Source organism: Alloyangia pacifica, assembly GCF_003111685.1.
Classification (GTDB): Bacteria; Pseudomonadota; Alphaproteobacteria; order Rhodobacterales; family Rhodobacteraceae; genus Salipiger; species Salipiger pacificus_A.
Map to the genome: position 1 here is coordinate 450001 of NZ_CP022189.1, position 17839 is coordinate 467839.

Sequence of the window (17839 nt, forward strand, 5' to 3'; positions counted from 1 at the left end):
GATACTCTGCGATAAGTCCTGGGGAGCTGAGAATAAGCTTTGATCCAGGAATTTCCGAATGGGGCAACCCACCTGAAAGTTCGTTATAATTGCCTTCGGGCAGCCTATAACGAGCTTAAACAGGTACTTTTAACCTGAACACATAGGGTTTTAAGAGCAAACCCGGGGAACTGAAACATCTAAGTACCCGGAGGAAAGGACATCAATAGAGACTCCCCTAGTAGCGGCGAGCGAACGGGGACCAGCCGAGTCCTGAGAGTGAACAGAATGGTCTGGAATGGCCAACCACAGCGGGTGACAGTCCCGTATGTGAAGCTCGATGGAACGTATTAAGTAGGGCGGGACACGTGAAATCCTGTTCGAAGATCGGAGGACCACCTCCGAAGGCTAAGTACTCCTTACTGACCGATAGCGAACCAGTACCGTGAGGGAAAGGTGAAAAGCACCCCGACGAGGGGAGTGAAACAGTACCTGAAACCGAACGCCTACAATCAGTCGGAGGCTCCTCGAGAGCTGACGGCGTACCTTTTGTATAATGGGTCATCGACTTGGTCTATCTAGCAAGCTTAAGCCGTTAGGTGTAGGCGCAGCGAAAGCGAGTCTTAATAGGGCGTCGAGTTAGATGGATCAGACCCGAAACCGAGTGATCTAGGCATGACCAGGATGAAGGTTAGGTAACACTAACTGGAGGTCCGAACCCACACCTGTTGAAAAAGGTCGGGATGAGTTGTGCCTAGGGGTGAAAGGCCAATCAAACTCGGAGATAGCTGGTTCTCCGCGAAATCTATTTAGGTAGAGCGTCATCCGAATACCCCTGGGGGTAGAGCACTGGATGGGTAATGGGGCCCCACAGGCTTACTGATCCTAACCAAACTCCGAATACCAGGGAGTACTAGATGGCAGACACACTGCGGGTGCTAACGCCCGTAGTGGAGAGGGAAACAACCCTGACCTCCGGCTAAGGCCCCCAATTCATGGCTAAGTGGGAAAGCAGGTGGGACGACCAAAACAACCAGGAGGTTGGCTTAGAAGCAGCCATCCTTTAAAGATAGCGTAACAGCTCACTGGTCTAATTAAGTTGTCCTGCGGCGAAGATGTAACGGGGCTCAAGCCATGAGCCGAAGCCGAGGATGCGCATAGCGCATGGTAGCGGAGCGTAGTGTGACATAGGACTCCTCCTCTTCTGCATCCTTCGGGATGTAATGGAGGAGATAGTCCTTTCTGTGAAGCCGGGCTGTAAGGCATCCGGTGGAGAGATCACTAGCGAGAATGATGACATGAGTAGCGACAAAGAGTGTGAGAGACACTCTCGCCGAAAGTCCAAGGGTTCCTGCTTAAAGCTAATCTGAGCAGGGTAAGCCGGCCCCTAAGGCGAGGCCGAAAGGCGTAGTCGATGGGAACCAGGTCAATATTCCTGGGCCATGTGGTGGTGACGGATCGCAAAGGTCGTTCTTCCTTATCGGATTGGAAGGGCTGCTGAGCGGTTCCTGGAAATAGCCCCACTTTGAGACCGTACCCTAAACCGACACAGGTGGACTGGTAGAGAATACCAAGGCGCTTGAGAGAACGATGTTGAAGGAACTCGGCAAAATACCTCCGTAAGTTCGCGAGAAGGAGGCCCAGTTTCAACGCAAGTTTTGGCTGGGGGCACAAACCAGGGGGTGGCGACTGTTTACTAAAAACACAGGGCTCTGCGAAGTCGCAAGACGACGTATAGGGTCTGACGCCTGCCCGGTGCCTGAAGGTTAAAAGGAGGGGTGAGAGCTCTGAATTGAAGCCCAGGTAAACGGCGGCCGTAACTATAACGGTCCTAAGGTAGCGAAATTCCTTGTCGGGTAAGTTCCGACCTGCACGAATGGCGTAACGACTTCCCCGCTGTCTCCAACATCGACTCAGCGAAATTGAATTGCCTGTCAAGATGCAGGCTTCCCGCGGTTAGACGGAAAGACCCCGTGCACCTTTACTACAGCTTCACACTGGCATCAGGCCATGCATGTGCAGGATAGGTGGTAGGCTTCGAAGCAGACACGCCAGTGTCTGTGGAGCCTCCCTTGAGATACCACCCTTGCATTGCTTGATGTCTAACCGCGATCCCTTATCGGGTTCCGGGACCCTGTGTGGCGGGTAGTTTGACTGGGGCGGTCGCCTCCTAAAGCGTAACGGAGGCGCGCGAAGGTTGGCTCAGAGCGGTCGGAAATCGCTCGTTGAGTGCAATGGCAGAAGCCAGCCTGACTGCAAGACTGACAAGTCGAGCAGAGTCGAAAGACGGCCATAGTGATCCGGTGGTCCCAAGTGGGAGGGCCATCGCTCAACGGATAAAAGGTACGCCGGGGATAACAGGCTGATACTGCCCAAGAGTCCATATCGACGGCAGTGTTTGGCACCTCGATGTCGGCTCATCTCATCCTGGGGCTGGAGCAGGTCCCAAGGGTATGGCTGTTCGCCATTTAAAGAGGTACGTGAGCTGGGTTTAGAACGTCGTGAGACAGTTCGGTCCCTATCTGCCGTGGGTGTAGGATACTTGAGAGGAGTTGCCCCTAGTACGAGAGGACCGGGGTGAACGATCCACTGGTGGACCAGTTGTCGTGCCAACGGCAGTGCTGGGTAGCTATGATCGGACAGGATAACCGCTGAAGGCATCTAAGCGGGAAGCCCCCCTCAAAACAAGGTATCCCTGAGGGCCGTGGAAGACCACCACGTCGATAGGCCGGAGGTGTAAGCGCAGCAATGCGTTCAGCTGACCGGTACTAATGGCCCGATAGGCTTGATCCGATCCAGGAACAGCAAGGCTGTTCCAGATCAGACGAAGCATACAACCCCTACAAAATACCTGACTTGGTCCACGTCGCGCTCAAAACAGCGCGACAACGTGGGTTTTTCTCGGTTTGGTGGTCATAGCGCAAGCAAAACACCCGGCTCCATTCCGAACCCGGCCGTTAAGTGCTGCCGCGCCAATGGTACTGCGTCTCAAGACGTGGGAGAGTAGGTCACCGCCAAACCTAGTAAAACCCACAGTATCTCTCCTAAACGATCTCATCCTGTCGCGGGATGGAGCAGCCCGGTAGCTCGTCAGGCTCATAACCTGAAGGTCGCAGGTTCAAATCCTGCTCCCGCAACCAACACCACCAAAAAAACACCACGCTCAGCGCCCCAAGGGGCGCTTTTTGCGTTCAAGCGTAAAGGGTCCGGGCATCTCAACCGCCTTGGCCTTGGCCTTGGACTGGGCGTGCCGGTGTTGCCGGCGGAGCGCCCAATCCCGGCGCGAGAAGGGAGGTCTCGGCGGTAGGGGCGCAGCCGCGGAGCGGGCCCAGGCCCTGCCTGAGCTGGTCCGCCGCCCGGTCGACGGCGCGATCAACCAGCCGTTCGGGGCTGTTCAGCAGGCCATCGGCGCGCTGCGCTGCCTCGTCGATCCGGATCTCCAGAAGGTCGGGCCGGGCGGAGATGTTTTGGGCAGCCTCGGTGCCCATCGCGCCGCTGCCCGCGCGCAGTGCAGCGAGATCACCCCGCAAGCCGACCACCTCAGAGGTGATCGCGCCAAGCTCCTGGCGCAACGGGTCTATCGTGACGAGATTCTCGGCAAAGCTGCTGGTGATGTCCTCGATGCGATTGCCGAGCTGCAGCGCGAGGAAGAGGCAGAGGGCGACGAGAAGCAGCGTGGCATTCAGCAGCGCCAGAAGCAACGTCTTGATCGTTTTTCCGAAGCTCCGCTCGCGCATTGGATGTGCTCCTCGGGAATGCCGAGGTTTACCCTAGTGAGCGTCGGGCCTACTGACAATCCGCAGCATGTCCACCGAAAGAAGGCGCTTCCCATCATGATAATTGGCCGCCCCGCGTCTGCAGGGCGGCCAATCCAAAGGAATTCAGAGCCCGGCACGCTTTTGCACCAGGCGCTGGAGACGGTGGCTTAGGACACGACGTCGAGCAGACGGCCCTTCAGCTGGCCATCGCTGTCGTCGGTGTAGATCAGCGCGCGGATCTTGGCGACCTGCTCCGGGGTCAGGACGGTGAGGTCTGCCTCGGGAGCAAGCGTCTCGACGCGGGAGATTTCTGCGGGGGTGAGGGCAGGGGTGATGTCGTCACCGAGAGCCGCGAGTTTTGCGCGGATGTCTTCATCCGTGCTTGCGCCGCTGATGATTGCGAGCGCATCGCCGCGCTGGTCACCGGTCATCATCATCACCTGTTCCGCCGGCAGGTATTCCTCGATCTGGGCCATCTGCTCGGCGGAGAAGGTCATCGGGGCCGACTCGCGCATGGCAATGGTCTCAATGCCTTCGCGCTTCTGGTTGTCCGACCCACCGCTGTTGGCGATCGCCATGGCCTCGATGACCTGGGTGTCAGTGAGCGTCATTACGTCGACGTCGGGCGCATAGGTGTTGATCAGATTTGCCTGCTCTTCGGTCGCGGCAAGTGCGCCGGTGGCAAGAACCGAGGTCAGGGCGGTCATGGCAAGAAAGCGTTTCATGGAAAGTCCTCCGTAAAGGTGTTTGTGGTCGCCGTGCGAGCGGTGCAGCTGCACGTTGTTTCTGGGCACCCAACTCAATGGCTTTGCAGACCGTTCCCGAAAGAAGGCGGCGCAATTTTCCGTGTGGCCGCGCGCTCCGCCCTTGCGGCCCGCGTTGCCGGGCTCAGACGCGCGCAAACGTGCCAGGGCGACGGGGGTTCCGTAACGTTGCGACGACGATGGATCAGAAAATCGTTTTGCGCGTCACCGGTTGCGTGATCACCGAGATGCGGAGACTGGCGGACTCCGCTTGTATCGGCGCGCGGCAGGGCTTATACGACCCGCCAACCGAGGATTTCCCGCAAGGCAGACCTGCATGACCAACCCGCTCCAGTTCATTCAGCAGACGCGGTCCGAGATCGGCAAGATCGCCTGGCCGACCCGTCGCGAAGTGATCCTGACCACGGTCACCGTTTTCGTGATGGCGACGCTTACGGCGATCTTCTTCGCGCTCGTCGACATCCTGATCCGCACCGGCCTGCAGGGCCTGCTCTCCTTCTTCGGCTGAGCATCGCGCGGGCGCGCAGGGCGCGCCCGGCTTTTGGGCGCCGCCCCTGTCCGCCGCTGTCGGACATCCCATAGAAATTTCCGCCTAGAAGAGAGGGTTCCGCCGCGCCGCGGTGCCCAAACGGAGACATTCCGGGCCGGCCCTTGAATTCGGGACGCAGCGGGGGTACTGCACAGACCACTTCCCAAAGCGGGCGTGCAGCGATTCGGTTGCACGCCGGTTTTCTTTTGGGGCGGGACGCATCGGCGCCCCGAAATGGCACGCCGGAACGGCGCGCATCTGAACGGACGGCCCCTTCGGGCGGTCAAGGTAACGAAGAGGGGCCAGATGGCGAAGCGGTGGTATTCGGTGAGCGTTCTGTCGAACTTCGAGAAGAAGATCGCGGAACAGATCCGGCAGGCGGTGGCCGAACAGGCGCTTGAGGACCAGATCGACGAAGTTCTCGTGCCGACCGAGGAGGTCATCGAGATCCGCCGCGGCAAGAAGGTTACGACCGAGCGCCGTTTCATGCCCGGCTACGTGCTGGTGCACATGGAAATGTCTGACCGGGGGTATCACCTGGTCAACTCGATCAACCGGGTGACCGGTTTCCTTGGCCCGCAGGGCCGCCCGATGCCGATGCGTGACGCCGAAGTTCAGGCGATCCTCGGCCGGGTGCAGGAAGGCGAGGAAGCCCCGCGCACCCTCATCCACTTCGAGGTGGGCGAGCGCGTCAAGGTCAACGACGGCCCCTTCGAGGGCTTCGACGGTATGGTCGAGGGCGTCGACGACGACAACCAGCGCCTGCGCGTCTCGGTGTCGATCTTCGGCCGGGAGACCCCGGTCGAACTGGAATTCACTCAGGTCTCGAAGCAGGGCTGAGCGTCTCGGCGGGGCTTGCCCCGCCTTTCAGGTGGGAGGCGAGGGCAGCGCGCTGTCCGGACCAGACCACACCAAGCACCCCCTCGCGAACGCGTTCGTGGGGATTTGGATAAAGGAGAGGCCACATGGCCAAGAAACTCGCTGGCAAGATGAAGCTGCAGATCCCTGCAGGCAAAGCCAACCCCTCGCCGCCCGTCGGCCCCGCGCTGGGTCAGCGCGGCATCAACATCATGGAATTCTGCAAGGCGTTCAACGCCAAGACGCAGGACATGGAAGTTGGTGCACCCTGCCCGACCGTGATCACGTACTATCAGGACAAGTCCTTCACCATGGACATCAAGACGCCCCCCGCGTCTTACTACTTGAAGAAGGCAGCCGGCCTGAAGCCTGTCGGCAAGCGCAACCGTCCGCGCGGCGCAGAGAAGCCCGGCCGTGAGACCATTGCCACCGTCACCGTCGCCCAGGTCCGTGAGATCGCGGAAGCGAAGATGAAGGACCTGTCGGCAAACGACGTCGAACAGGCAATGCAGATCATCCTTGGCTCGGCCAAGTCCATGGGCATCGAGGTGAAATAAGATGGCTAAACTCGGAAAACGCACCCGCGCCGCCCGTGAAGCCTTTGCTGGCAAGGAAGAGCTGAGCGTCGAAGACGCAGTCGCTCTGATCAAGGCAAACGCCTCGGCCAAGTTCGACGAGACCGTCGAGATCGCGATGAACCTCGGCGTCGACCCGCGCCACGCTGACCAGATGGTCCGCGGCGTTGTCGGCCTGCCGAACGGCACCGGCAAGACCGTGCGCGTGGCCGTCTTCGCCCGTGGCGCCAAGGCTGACGAAGCCCAGGCCGCCGGCGCGGACATCGTTGGCGCAGAAGACCTGATGGAAACCATCCAAGGTGGCACCATCGACTTCGACCGCTGCATCGCGACCCCGGACATGATGCCGATCGTCGGCCGTCTGGGTAAGGTGCTTGGCCCGCGCAACCTGATGCCGAACCCCAAGGTCGGTACCGTGACCATGGATGTTGCCCAGGCCGTCAAGGACGCCAAGGGTGGCCAGGTTCAGTTCAAGGTCGAAAAAGCCGGCGTGATCCACGCGGGCGTTGGCAAGGCGTCGTTCGACGATGCCAAGCTGGTCGAGAACGTGCGCGCCTTCGTCAATGCTGTCGCCAAGGCGAAGCCGACCGGTGCAAAAGGCACCTACGTGAAGAAGATCTCGCTCAGCTCCACCATGGGTCCGGGCGTATCGGTGGACGTGACCTCGGCCAACGTCGAGTGATCTGACCCGATCTGATCGCGAAGGCCCCGCCGAAAACGGCGGGGCCTTTTGCATTTCGGAGACGGCTCAGCGCAGGAGCGCCGCGGTGCGCAGCACCAGTAAGGATGCCTTGAAGCAGAGCGGCCCGACGATCAGCGACAACGCGAAGGCCGCCGGCCAGGCGGCAAGCCAGTAATGCATCCAGACCGACATCCAGCTGGACGTGAACCGCAGCGGGATGGCGCTGAAGATCAGGGTCATCAGAAAGGACATGCTGCCCGAGATGAACAGCTGCGCGAGTATGAGGGTGGAACGGGGTGTGGTCATCGGGTTTCCTGTGGCGACATGCGAAGGGCAGGGCGCGTCCGAGGGCCGATCCGTTCGGAACACTCCACGCGCCCCGTATGAGCAGGGCGCCGCGGGTTTGTGGAACGACTAACTCCCGCGGGAAGCGGGGGCCGGGCTGACCAACCGGCCTGACGTTTTTCGGCTCGGATGCACTTAAGGGACGTCAAGCGGACGGTCAAGCCTTCGAGCGGTTCGCTGGTGCATTGCATCTTTGCGAACCGGTGGTAGGATGCGCGCCTCCGCAACGGGGTGCTTCTGCCCTTGGCAAGGGACACAAAACCCTTTAAGCGGAGCAGACGAGGGCAGCGCACGATTCGTCGCGGCCCTCGATTTCGTCCGAGACGGTGGGTGGGTGATCGGTCCGTGGATCGAATATCCTTAAATCCTGCCTGAGACGGGAAGAGACATAACGTTCCGGGCCGATGTGCTCCGGTGGCGCGATGTGACGACCCGATCGGACCTTGAGGCCGGGGAGACCCGGCAGAACGAGCCGGAGGGGTCGAATCCCCTCCATAACTTGGAGTGAAACTGTGGATAGAGCCCAGAAAGAGAAAGTGGTCGAGGAACTCGGCCAGATCTTTGAAAGCTCTGGCGTCGTGGTGGTTAGCCGCTACGAAGGTCTCACGGTTGCCGAGATGACGGATCTTCGTGCCCGCGCCCGCGCGGCAGACACGTCGGTTCGCGTCGCCAAGAACAGGCTCGCCAAGATCGCTCTGAAGGGTACCGGCTGCGAGAGCATCGCCGACTACCTCGAGGGCATGACCGTTCTGACCTACTCCGAAGACCCCGTGGCAGCTGCCAAGGTGGTCGAGGACTTCGCTAAGGCAAACTCGAAGTTCGAGATCCTCGGCGGTGCAATGTCTGGAACGGCTCTGGACCGGGCCGGTGTCGAGGCCGTGTCGAAAATGCCGTCGCGCGAGGAGCTCATTGCCTCCATCGTCGGCTGCATCGGCGCACCCGCTTCGAACATCGCCGGCGCGATTGGCGCACCTGCATCGAACATCGCATCGATTCTCTCGACCATCGAAGAGAAAGCTGCGTAACGGCACCCAACAGATCTTCGTGGGGTTGAAGACCTACACGTTGGAACACATCTAGCTAAACGGAATACGTAAAATGGCTGATCTGAAAGCACTTGCTGAGCAAATCGTTGGTCTGACGCTGCTCGAAGCACAAGAACTGAAAACCATCCTCAAGGACGAGTACGGCATCGAGCCCGCAGCTGGCGGCGCAGTGATGGTTGCTGGTCCGGCAGCTGGCGGCGACGCAGCAGCTGAGGAAGAAAAAACCGAATTCGACGTGATCCTCAAGTCCGCTGGCGACAAGAAGATCAACGTGATCAAAGAAGTCCGCGCCATCACCGGCCTGGGCCTGAAAGAAGCCAAAGAGCTGGTGGAAGCAGGCGGCAAGGCTGTCAAAGAAGGCGTGTCGAAGGACGAAGCTGAAACGATCAAGAAGCAGCTCGAAGAAGCTGGCGCCGAGATCGAAGTCAAGTAATCGTCCCCCGGGGCGACCCGGTACGATCGCAAATTTGGCTGGATCCGGAGAAATCCGGGTCCAGCCGAACCCGTCTCAGCAAGGCCCTTTCGAGAGGGCTTTTCTAAGGCGAGTTCCAGGATCGGGAGGCTTCTGGTGGGACAGAAGCCAGGAATGGATCGGAACACTGCCGTCTCGGATGGATGTGCCGCTGGTGCCCGACAGCATGCGCGTCCGTTGAGAATCGAAAGGTGAACAGACCTATGGCGCAAAGCTTTCTTGGCCAGAAACGTCTCCGCAGATATTACGGTAAAATTCGTGAGGTTCTGGAGATGCCGAACCTCATCGAGGTTCAGAAAAGCTCCTACGAACTCTTCCTGAAGTCCGGCGACCAGCTCCAGCCCACCGACGGCGAAGGCATCATGGGCGTCTTCCAGTCGGTCTTCCCGATCAAGGACTTCAACGAGACCGCCGTGCTCGAGTTCGTCAATTACGAACTGGAAAAGCCCAAGTACGACGTCGAAGAATGCATGCAGCGCGACATGACCTACAGCGCGCCGCTGAAGGTGACCCTGCGCCTCATCGTGTTCGATATCGACGAGGATACCGGCGCCAAGTCGGTCAAGGACATCAAGGAACAGGACGTCTTCATGGGCGACATGCCCCTGATGACCCCGAACGGGACGTTCATCGTGAACGGCACCGAGCGCGTGATCGTGTCCCAGATGCACCGTTCGCCGGGCGTCTTCTTCGACCATGACAAAGGCAAGACGCACAGCTCGGGCAAGCTGCTCTTCGCCTGCCGCATCATCCCCTATCGCGGCTCGTGGCTCGACTTCGAATTCGACGCCAAGGACATTGTCTTTGCGCGGATCGACCGCCGCCGGAAGCTCCCGGTCACGACCCTGCTCTACGCCCTGGGTCTCGACCAGGAAGCGATCATGGATGCCTATTACGACACCGTGTCCTACACGCTGCGTCGTGGCGAAGGCTGGGTGACCAAGTTCTTCCCCGACCGGGTGCGCGGCACGCGCCCGACCTACGACCTCGTGGATGCGGACACTGGCGAGATCATTGCCGAGGCCACCAAGAAGGTGACCCCGCGCGCGGTCAAGGCCCTGATCGACGAAGGCAAGGTCAAGAACCTGCTGCTGCCCTTCGAGCAGATCGTCGGGAAGTTCGTCGCCAAGGACATCATCAACGAGGACACCGGCGCGATCTACGTCGAAGCCGGCGATGAGCTGACCTGGGAAGTCGACAAGGACGGTGACGTCACCGGCGGCTCGCTCAAGGAGCTGATCGACGCGGGTGTCACCGAGATCCCCGTTCTCGACATCGACAACATCACCGTCGGCGCCTACATGCGCAACACGATGGCGCAAGACAAGAACATGGACCGCAACAGCGCGCTCATGGACATCTACCGCGTTATGCGCCCGGGCGAGCCGCCGACCGTCGAGGCCGCCTCGTCGCTGTTCGACACTCTGTTCTTCGATAGCGAGCGTTACGACCTCTCGGCCGTGGGCCGCGTGAAGATGAACATGCGCCTCGCGCTCGACAAGCCGGACACCCAGCGCACGCTGGACCGTGATGACATCGTCAAGTGCATCAAGGCCCTGGTCGAGCTGCGTGACGGCAAGGGGGAAGTCGACGACATCGACCACCTCGGCAACCGCCGCGTCCGCTCCGTCGGCGAGCTGATGGAAAACCAGTACCGCGTCGGCCTGCTCCGCATGGAGCGTGCGATCAAGGAGCGCATGTCGTCGGTCGAGATCGACACCGTCATGCCGCAGGACCTGATCAACGCCAAGCCGGCGGCCGCCGCCGTGCGCGAGTTCTTCGGCTCGTCGCAGCTGTCGCAGTTCATGGACCAGACCAACCCGCTTTCGGAAGTGACGCACAAGCGTCGCCTTTCGGCCCTCGGGCCGGGCGGTCTGACCCGCGAACGCGCCGGCTTCGAGGTGCGCGACGTGCACCCGACCCACTATGGCCGGATGTGCCCGATCGAAACGCCGGAAGGCCCGAACATCGGTCTGATCAACTCGCTGGCCACCTTCGCCCGCGTCAACAAGTACGGCTTCATCGAGACCCCGTATCGCAAGGTTGTCGATGCCAAGGTGACCGACGAAGTCCAGTACATGTCGGCGACGGAGGAAATGCGTCACACCGTGGCGCAGGCCAACGCGACGCTGGATGAAGACGGCAAGTTCATCAACGACCTCGTCTCGACCCGCCAGTCGGGTGACTATACGCTCGCGCCGCGCGAAAGCGTCGACCTGATCGACGTTTCGCCGAAGCAGCTGGTCTCGGTCGGTGCCTCGCTCATCCCGTTCCTGGAAAACGACGACGCCAACCGCGCACTGATGGGCGCGAACATGCAGCGTCAGGCCGTGCCCGTCCTGAAATCCGAGGCGCCGCTGGTCGGCACCGGGATCGAAGAGGTCGTGGCGCGCGACTCCGGCGCGGCGATCATGGCCAAGCGTGGCGGCGTCATCGACCAGGTCGATGCGCAGCGTATCGTGATCCGTGCGACCGATGGTCTCGAGCCGGGTGATCCGGGCGTGGACATCTACCGCATGCGGAAGTTCCAGCGTTCGAACCAGAACACCTGCATCAACCAGCGTCCGCTGGTGAAGGTGGGCGATCTGGTGCGCAAGGGCGAAGTGATCGCAGATGGCCCGTCCACCGACATCGGTGAACTGGCGCTCGGCAAGAACATCATCGTCGCCTTCATGCCCTGGAACGGCTACAACTACGAAGACTCGATCCTGATCTCCGAGCGCATCGCGCGTGACGACGTCTATACCTCGATCCACATCGAGGAATTCGAAGTCGCCGCCCGTGACACCAAGCTCGGGCCGGAAGAGATCACCCGCGACATCCCCAACGTCGGCGAGGAAGCACTGCGCAACCTCGACGAAGCCGGTATCGTCTATATCGGTGCGGACGTGGAGCCGGGCGACATCCTCGTGGGCAAGATCACTCCGAAGGGCGAAAGCCCGATGACGCCGGAAGAGAAACTCCTCCGCGCCATCTTCGGTGAGAAGGCTTCGGATGTTCGCGACACCTCGCTGCGCGTGAAGCCGGGCGACTACGGCACCGTCGTGGAAGTTCGCGTCTTCAACCGCCACGGTGTCGAAAAGGACGAACGTGCGCTGCAGATCGAGCGCGAGGAAGTGGAACGTCTGGCCCGTGACCGGGACGACGAGCTCGCCATCCTCGACCGCAACATCTACGCGCGTCTCAAGGACCTGATCCTCGGCAAGACCGCGGTAAAAGGCCCGAAGGGCGTCCGCCCGAACTCGGAGATCGACGAAGAGCTTCTTGAAAGCCTGAGCCGCGGCCAGTGGTGGCAGCTCGCTCTGGCCGAAGAGGCAGACGCGCAGATCGTCGAGGCCCTGCACGAGCAGTACGAGGCGCAGAAGCGCGCGCTCGACGCCCGTTTCGAGGACAAGGTCGAGAAGGTCCGCCGTGGCGACGACCTGCCGCCGGGCGTGATGAAGATGGTCAAGGTCTTCGTCGCGGTGAAGCGCAAGCTGCAGCCGGGCGACAAGATGGCGGGCCGTCACGGGAACAAGGGCGTGGTGTCGCGCGTGGTGCCGATCGAGGACATGCCGTTCCTCGCAGATGGTACCCCGGTCGACTTCTGCCTCAACCCGCTGGGTGTGCCGTCGCGTATGAACGTGGGTCAGATCCTCGAGACGCACATGGGCTGGGCCGCACGCGGTCTGGGCCAGCAGATCGAGGAAGGCCTGCAGGAGTACCGCCGCTCGGGCGACCTGACACCGGTGCGCGAGGCCATGCGCCACGCCTACGGTGCCGAGGTCTACGCCGAGGGCATTGAGGGCATGGACGAGACGCAGCTCATCGAAGCGGCCTCGAACGTGACCCGCGGTGTTCCGATCGCGACGCCGGTCTTTGACGGCGCCAAGGAAGCCGATGTGAACGACGCGCTGGAGCGCGCGGGCATCGCCCAGTCCGGCCAGTCCGTGCTGTTCGATGGCCGCACCGGCGACCAGTTCGCGCGTGAGGTGACGGTGGGCGTGAAGTACATGCTCAAGCTGCACCACCTTGTCGACGACAAGATCCACGCACGTTCGACCGGCCCGTACTCGCTTGTGACCCAGCAGCCGTTGGGTGGTAAGGCGCAGTTCGGTGGCCAGCGTTTCGGGGAAATGGAGGTCTGGGCTCTGGAAGCCTATGGCGCCGCCTACACCCTGCAGGAAATGCTGACCGTGAAGTCGGATGACGTGGCGGGCCGGACCAAGGTCTACGAAAGCATCGTCAAGGGCGAGGACAACTACGAAGCGGGCGTTCCCGAGAGCTTCAACGTGCTCGTGAAGGAAGTCCGCGGCCTCGGCCTGAACATGGAACTCCTGGACGCGGAGGACGAGGAATAACGGCCCTTCCAGCCACCGCGCGGGGCACCGGCCTCGCGCGGCTCCTCTCTCCAAGCCCTGTCATTTAGGAAGACGACATGAACCAGGAACTGACGAACAACCCGTTCAACCCGCTGACGCCGCCCAAGGTCTTCGACGAGATCAAGGTGTCGCTGGCGTCGCCCGAGCGGATCCTCTCGTGGTCCTACGGCGAGATCAAGAAACCCGAGACGATCAACTACCGCACGTTCAAGCCCGAGCGTGACGGCCTGTTCTGCGCGCGCATCTTCGGCCCGATCAAGGACTACGAGTGCCTGTGCGGCAAGTACAAGCGCATGAAGTACCGCGGCGTCGTCTGCGAGAAGTGCGGCGTCGAAGTCACCCTTCAGAAAGTGCGCCGCGAGCGCATGGGCCACATCGAGCTCGCAGCTCCCTGCGCGCACATCTGGTTCCTGAAGTCGCTGCCCTCGCGCATCGGCCTCATGCTGGACATGACGCTGCGTGACCTCGAGCGCGTGCTGTACTTCGAGAACTACGTGGTGATCGAGCCGGGCCTGACCGACCTGACCTACGGCCAGATGATGACCGAGGACGAGTTCCTCGACGCGCAGGACCAATACGGTGCCGACGCGTTCAGCGCCAACATCGGTGCCGAGGCCATCCGCGAGATGCTCGCCGCAATCGACCTCGAAGCCGAGGCCGAGCAGCTGCGTGCGGACCTCAAGGAAGCCACCGGCGAGCTGAAACCCAAGAAGATCATCAAGCGCCTCAAGGTGGTTGAGTCCTTCCTCGAGTCGGGCAACCGCCCTGAGTGGATGATCCTCACGGTGATTCCGGTCATCCCGCCCGAACTGCGCCCGCTTGTGCCGCTCGATGGTGGCCGCTTCGCGACCTCGGATCTCAACGACCTGTACCGCCGCGTGATCAACCGGAACAACCGCCTCAAGCGGCTGATCGAACTGCGCGCGCCGGACATCATCGTCCGCAACGAAAAGCGGATGCTGCAGGAAGCCGTCGACGCTCTGTTCGACAACGGCCGCCGCGGCCGCGTCATCACCGGCGCCAACAAGCGCCCGCTGAAGTCGCTCTCGGACATGCTCAAGGGCAAGCAGGGCCGCTTCCGTCAGAACCTCCTGGGCAAGCGCGTCGACTTCTCGGGCCGTTCGGTCATCGTGACCGGTCCGGAACTCAAGCTGCACCAGTGCGGCCTGCCAAAGAAGATGGCGCTCGAACTCTTCAAGCCCTTCATCTACTCGCGGCTGGAGGCCAAGGGCCTGTCCAGCACCGTGAAGCAGGCGAAGAAGCTGGTCGAGAAAGAGCGCCCCGAAGTCTGGGACATCCTTGACGAGGTCATCCGCGAGCACCCGGTTCTGCTGAACCGCGCGCCGACGCTGCACCGTCTGGGCATCCAGGCGTTCGAACCCCAGCTGATCGAAGGCAAGGCCATCCAACTGCACCCGCTCGTCTGCTCGGCGTTCAACGCCGACTTCGATGGTGACCAGATGGCCGTTCACGTGCCGCTGTCGCTCGAAGCGCAGCTCGAGGCGCGCGTCCTGATGATGTCCACGAACAACGTGCTGTCGCCTGCAAACGGCAGCCCGATCATCGTGCCGTCGCAGGATATGATCCTTGGCCTCTACTACACGACCATCATGCGCGAAGGCATGAAGGGCGAGGGGATGAAGTTCTCCAACATCGAAGAGGTTGAGCACGCCCTGACGGCTGGCGAAGTGCACCTGCACGCCAAGATCGAATGCCGCGTGAAGCAGATCGACGAAGAGGGCAACGAGGTCGTCAAGCGTTACGAGACGACCCCGGGCCGCGTGCGCCTCGGCGCGCTGCTGCCGATGAACGCCAAGGCTCCGTTCGACCTGGTCAACACGCTGCTGCGTAAGAAGGACGTTCAGAAGGTCATCGACACCGTCTACCGCTACTGCGGCCAGAAAGAGTCGGTCATCTTCTGCGACCAGATCATGTCGATGGGCTTCAAGGAAGCATTCCGCGCGGGCATCTCGTTCGGCAAGGACGATATGGTTATCCCCGACAGCAAGTGGACCCTCGTTGAGGAAACCCGCGACCAGGTGAAGGACTTCGAGCAGCAGTATCTCGACGGTCTGATCACCCAGGGCGAGAAGTACAACAAGGTCGTGGACGCCTGGTCGAAGTGCAACGACAAGGTCACCGACGCCATGATGAACACCATCTCGGCGAACAAGCGCGCCGAGGACGGGTCGGAAATGGAGCCGAACTCGGTCTACATGATGGCCCACTCCGGTGCGCGTGGCTCGGTCACCCAGATGAAGCAGTTGGGCGGGATGCGCGGCCTGATGGCGAAGCCGAATGGCGACATCATCGAGACCCCGATCATCTCGAACTTCAAGGAAGGCCTGACCGTTCTCGAGTACTTCAACTCGACCCACGGTGCCCGTAAGGGTCTGTCGGATACCGCTCTGAAGACGGCGAACTCGGGGTACCTGACCCGTCGTCTGGTGGACGTGGCGCAGGACTGCATCGTGCGCTCGCACGACTGCGGCACCGACCGCGCGATCACCGCGGAAGCGGCTGTCAACGACGGCGAAGTCGTCGCATCGCTGGCGGAGCGTATCCTGGGCCGTGTGGCTGCGGACGATATCCCGCATCCGGTCACGGGTGAGGTTCTGGTCCGGGCTGGACAGCTCATCGACGAGCGCATGGCCGACACCATCGACGAAGCGGCCGTGCAGTCCACGCGCATCCGCTCGCCGCTGACCTGTGAGGCCGAAGAGGGCGTCTGCGCCATGTGCTACGGCCGTGACCTCGCGCGCGGCACCATGGTCAACACCGGTGAAGCTGTCGGCATCATCGCCGCGCAGTCGATCGGTGAACCCGGCACCCAGCTGACGATGCGGACCTTCCACATCGGCGGCGTTGCCCAGGGTGGCCAGCAGTCGTTCCAGGAAGCGTCTCAGGAAGGTGTGATCGAGTTCGAGAGTGCCTCGACCCTCGAGAACTCCATCGGCGAAACTCTCGTCATGGGCCGCAACATGAAGCTGCGGATCATGGGCGAGGACGGCAAGGAACGTGCGAGCCACAAGCTCGGCTACGGCACCAAGCTGTTCGTCAAGGAAGGCCAGTCGGTCAAGCGCGGCGACAAGCTGTTCGAATGGGATCCCTACACCCTGCCGATCCTGGCGGAAGCGGATGGTATCGCGAAGCACGTCGACCTCTCCGCAGGTGTGGCTGTCCGCGACGAGACCGACGAAGCGACCGGCATGACCCAGAAGATCGTGATCGACTGGCGTGCGGCACCGAAGGGCAACGAGCTCAAGCCGGAGATCATCCTGATGGATGCCGACGGCGAGCCCGTGCGCAACGCGGCCGGCAACCCGCTGACCTACCCGATGTCGGTGGATGCCATCCTGTCCTGTGAAGAAGGTCAGGAGATCAAGGCCGGTGACGTTCTGGCGCGTATCCCGCGCGAGGGCGCGAAGACGAAGGACATCACCGGTGGTCTGCCGCGTGTGGCCGAACTCTTCGAGGCGCGTCGTCCGAAGGACCACGCCATCATCGCCGAGATCGACGGCTACGTGCGCTTCGGCAAGGACTACAAGAACAAGCGCCGCATCGCGATCGACCCAGTCGACGACACGCTGGAGCCCAAGGAATACATGATTCCGAAGGGCAAGCACATTCCGGTGGTCGAGGGCGATTACGTCCAGAAGGGCGACTACATCATGGACGGCAACCCGGCGCCGCATGACATCCTGGCCATCATGGGTGTCGAGGCTCTGGCGAACTACATGATCGACGAAGTCCAGGACGTCTATCGACTGCAGGGCGTGAAGATCAACGACAAGCACGTCGAGGTCATCGTCCGTCAGATGCTGCAGAAGTGGGAAATCCACGACTCCGGCGACACCACGCTGCTCAAGGGCGAGCACGTGGACAAGGCGGAGTTCGACGCGGTCAACGAGAAGATCGAGAAGAAGGGCGGCCGTCCGGCCACCGGCGAACCGATCCTCCTCGGCATCACCAAGGCGTCGCTGCAGACCCGCTCGTTCATCTCGGCGGCCTCCTTCCAGGAGACCACCCGCGTGCTCACCGAGGCTTCGGTGCAGGGCAAGAAGGACAAGCTGGTCGGCCTCAAGGAGAACGTCATCGTGGGCCGCCTGATCCCGGCGGGCACCGGTGGCGCGACCCAGCGGGTGCGTCGCATCGCGACCGAGCGCGACAACAAGGTGATCGAAGTGCGCCGCGACGAGGCCGAACAGGCCGCGCTGCTGGCCGCTCCCGACGCCTCGTCGAGCGACGTGATCGGTGGCGACGAGTTCGACACGCTGGTCGTGGACACGCCGGAAAGCCGCGAGTAATCGCGCGCCGCACGGCGAAAGGCTTCGGGCCCCCGCACTCCGGTGCGGGGGCCTTTTTCTTTTCAGGGAAGGGGAGGAGCCTCTGCCCCCAACCTGCAGCCACGCGCCGACGGGGGTATTTTGACCCCGAGGGAAGGCGGGCGCGGCATCGTCGCATGTTTTT

Annotated in this window: 11 protein-coding genes, 1 tRNA gene and 2 rRNA genes (1 of these 14 cut by a window edge); 11 read left to right on the top strand and 3 right to left on the bottom strand. The window is 61.6% G+C overall.

The genetic code is table 11. From position 1 onward, the window contains the following. From CEW88_RS02155 to CEW88_RS02165, 3 genes are all read left to right on the top strand, one after another. Positions 1–2772, top strand: a 23S ribosomal RNA gene (locus tag CEW88_RS02155) (it extends 60 nt beyond the left edge of the window). Positions 2773–2884: 112 nt separating this feature from the next. Further along, positions 2885–2999: ribosomal RNA gene (gene rrf, locus CEW88_RS02160) — 5S ribosomal RNA — on the top strand. Between the two features lie 43 nt (positions 3000–3042). Beyond that, positions 3043–3119, top strand: a tRNA-Met gene (locus CEW88_RS02165). A 75-nt stretch (positions 3120–3194) separates the two neighbouring features. Here CEW88_RS02165 and CEW88_RS02170 read toward each other — a convergent pair. Next, positions 3195–3716: a hypothetical protein gene (locus tag CEW88_RS02170; RefSeq protein ID WP_108964484.1), complete on the bottom strand. Its 522-nt coding sequence runs from the start codon at positions 3714–3716 to the stop codon at positions 3195–3197. A 188-nt stretch (positions 3717–3904) separates the two neighbouring features. Further along, positions 3905–4462, bottom strand: a complete 558-nt coding sequence (locus CEW88_RS02175; RefSeq protein WP_108964485.1) for a hypothetical protein — start codon at positions 4460–4462, stop codon at positions 3905–3907. 355 nt (positions 4463–4817) lie between these two features. Between CEW88_RS02175 and secE the strand changes: the two genes are divergently transcribed. The 4 genes from secE to rplA all read left to right on the top strand — a co-directional run bounded on the left by secE (position 4818) and on the right by rplA (position 7145). After that, on the top strand, positions 4818–5009 hold the full coding sequence (gene secE / locus CEW88_RS02180) for a preprotein translocase subunit SecE (protein ID WP_092431405.1): 192 nt from the start codon (positions 4818–4820) through the stop codon (positions 5007–5009). A gap of 327 nt (positions 5010–5336) precedes the next feature. Further along, the gene (gene nusG, locus CEW88_RS02185; RefSeq protein WP_095880754.1) at positions 5337–5870 is read left to right on the top strand and encodes a transcription termination/antitermination protein NusG; all 534 of its coding nucleotides are present in this window, start codon (positions 5337–5339) and stop codon (positions 5868–5870) included. A gap of 125 nt (positions 5871–5995) precedes the next feature. Then, on the top strand, positions 5996–6445 hold the full coding sequence (gene rplK / locus CEW88_RS02190; protein ID WP_095880753.1) for a 50S ribosomal protein L11: 450 nt from the start codon (positions 5996–5998) through the stop codon (positions 6443–6445). Position 6446: 1 nt separating this feature from the next. Beyond that, on the top strand, positions 6447–7145 hold the full coding sequence (gene rplA, locus CEW88_RS02195) for a 50S ribosomal protein L1 (protein WP_108964486.1): 699 nt from the start codon (positions 6447–6449) through the stop codon (positions 7143–7145). A gap of 66 nt (positions 7146–7211) precedes the next feature. Here the strand turns inward: rplA and CEW88_RS02200 are convergent, their stop codons facing one another. Continuing rightward, positions 7212–7451, bottom strand: coding sequence for a DUF2798 domain-containing protein (locus tag CEW88_RS02200; RefSeq protein ID WP_108964487.1), 240 nt, complete (start codon positions 7449–7451; stop codon positions 7212–7214). A 551-nt stretch (positions 7452–8002) separates the two neighbouring features. Here CEW88_RS02200 and rplJ point away from each other — a divergent pair. The 4 genes from rplJ (at position 8003) to rpoC (ending at position 17676) form a co-directional block, all read left to right on the top strand. After that, positions 8003–8515, top strand: a complete 513-nt coding sequence (gene rplJ / locus CEW88_RS02205) for a 50S ribosomal protein L10 (RefSeq protein ID WP_108964488.1) — start codon at positions 8003–8005, stop codon at positions 8513–8515. A gap of 73 nt (positions 8516–8588) precedes the next feature. Next, the gene (gene rplL / locus CEW88_RS02210; RefSeq protein WP_108964489.1) at positions 8589–8969 is read left to right on the top strand and encodes a 50S ribosomal protein L7/L12; all 381 of its coding nucleotides are present in this window, start codon (positions 8589–8591) and stop codon (positions 8967–8969) included. Positions 8970–9211: 242 nt separating this feature from the next. Beyond that, positions 9212–13348: a DNA-directed RNA polymerase subunit beta gene (gene rpoB / locus CEW88_RS02215; protein ID WP_108964490.1), complete on the top strand. Its 4137-nt coding sequence runs from the start codon at positions 9212–9214 to the stop codon at positions 13346–13348. 77 nt (positions 13349–13425) lie between these two features. Next, the gene (rpoC, locus tag CEW88_RS02220) at positions 13426–17676 is read left to right on the top strand and encodes a DNA-directed RNA polymerase subunit beta' (RefSeq protein WP_108964491.1); all 4251 of its coding nucleotides are present in this window, start codon (positions 13426–13428) and stop codon (positions 17674–17676) included. Positions 17677–17839 lie beyond the last annotated feature (163 nt).

What these genes read in the sequence shown, in the direction of transcription:
- CEW88_RS02170 (WP_108964484.1), bottom strand. Translation starts at nt 3,716, where the DNA reads ATGCGCGAGCGGAGCTTCGGAAAAACGATCAAGACGTTGCTTCTGGCG.
- CEW88_RS02175 (WP_108964485.1), bottom strand. Translation starts at nt 4,462, where the DNA reads ATGAAACGCTTTCTTGCCATGACCGCCCTGACCTCGGTTCTTGCCACC.
- secE (WP_092431405.1), top strand. Translation starts at nt 4,818, where the DNA reads ATGACCAACCCGCTCCAGTTCATTCAGCAGACGCGGTCCGAGATCGGC.
- nusG (WP_095880754.1), top strand. Translation starts at nt 5,337, where the DNA reads ATGGCGAAGCGGTGGTATTCGGTGAGCGTTCTGTCGAACTTCGAGAAG.
- rplK (WP_095880753.1), top strand. Translation starts at nt 5,996, where the DNA reads ATGGCCAAGAAACTCGCTGGCAAGATGAAGCTGCAGATCCCTGCAGGC.
- rplA (WP_108964486.1), top strand. Translation starts at nt 6,447, where the DNA reads ATGGCTAAACTCGGAAAACGCACCCGCGCCGCCCGTGAAGCCTTTGCT.
- CEW88_RS02200 (WP_108964487.1), bottom strand. Translation starts at nt 7,451, where the DNA reads ATGACCACACCCCGTTCCACCCTCATACTCGCGCAGCTGTTCATCTCG.
- rplL (WP_108964489.1), top strand. Translation starts at nt 8,589, where the DNA reads ATGGCTGATCTGAAAGCACTTGCTGAGCAAATCGTTGGTCTGACGCTG.
- rpoB (WP_108964490.1), top strand. Translation starts at nt 9,212, where the DNA reads ATGGCGCAAAGCTTTCTTGGCCAGAAACGTCTCCGCAGATATTACGGT.
- rpoC (WP_108964491.1), top strand. Translation starts at nt 13,426, where the DNA reads ATGAACCAGGAACTGACGAACAACCCGTTCAACCCGCTGACGCCGCCC.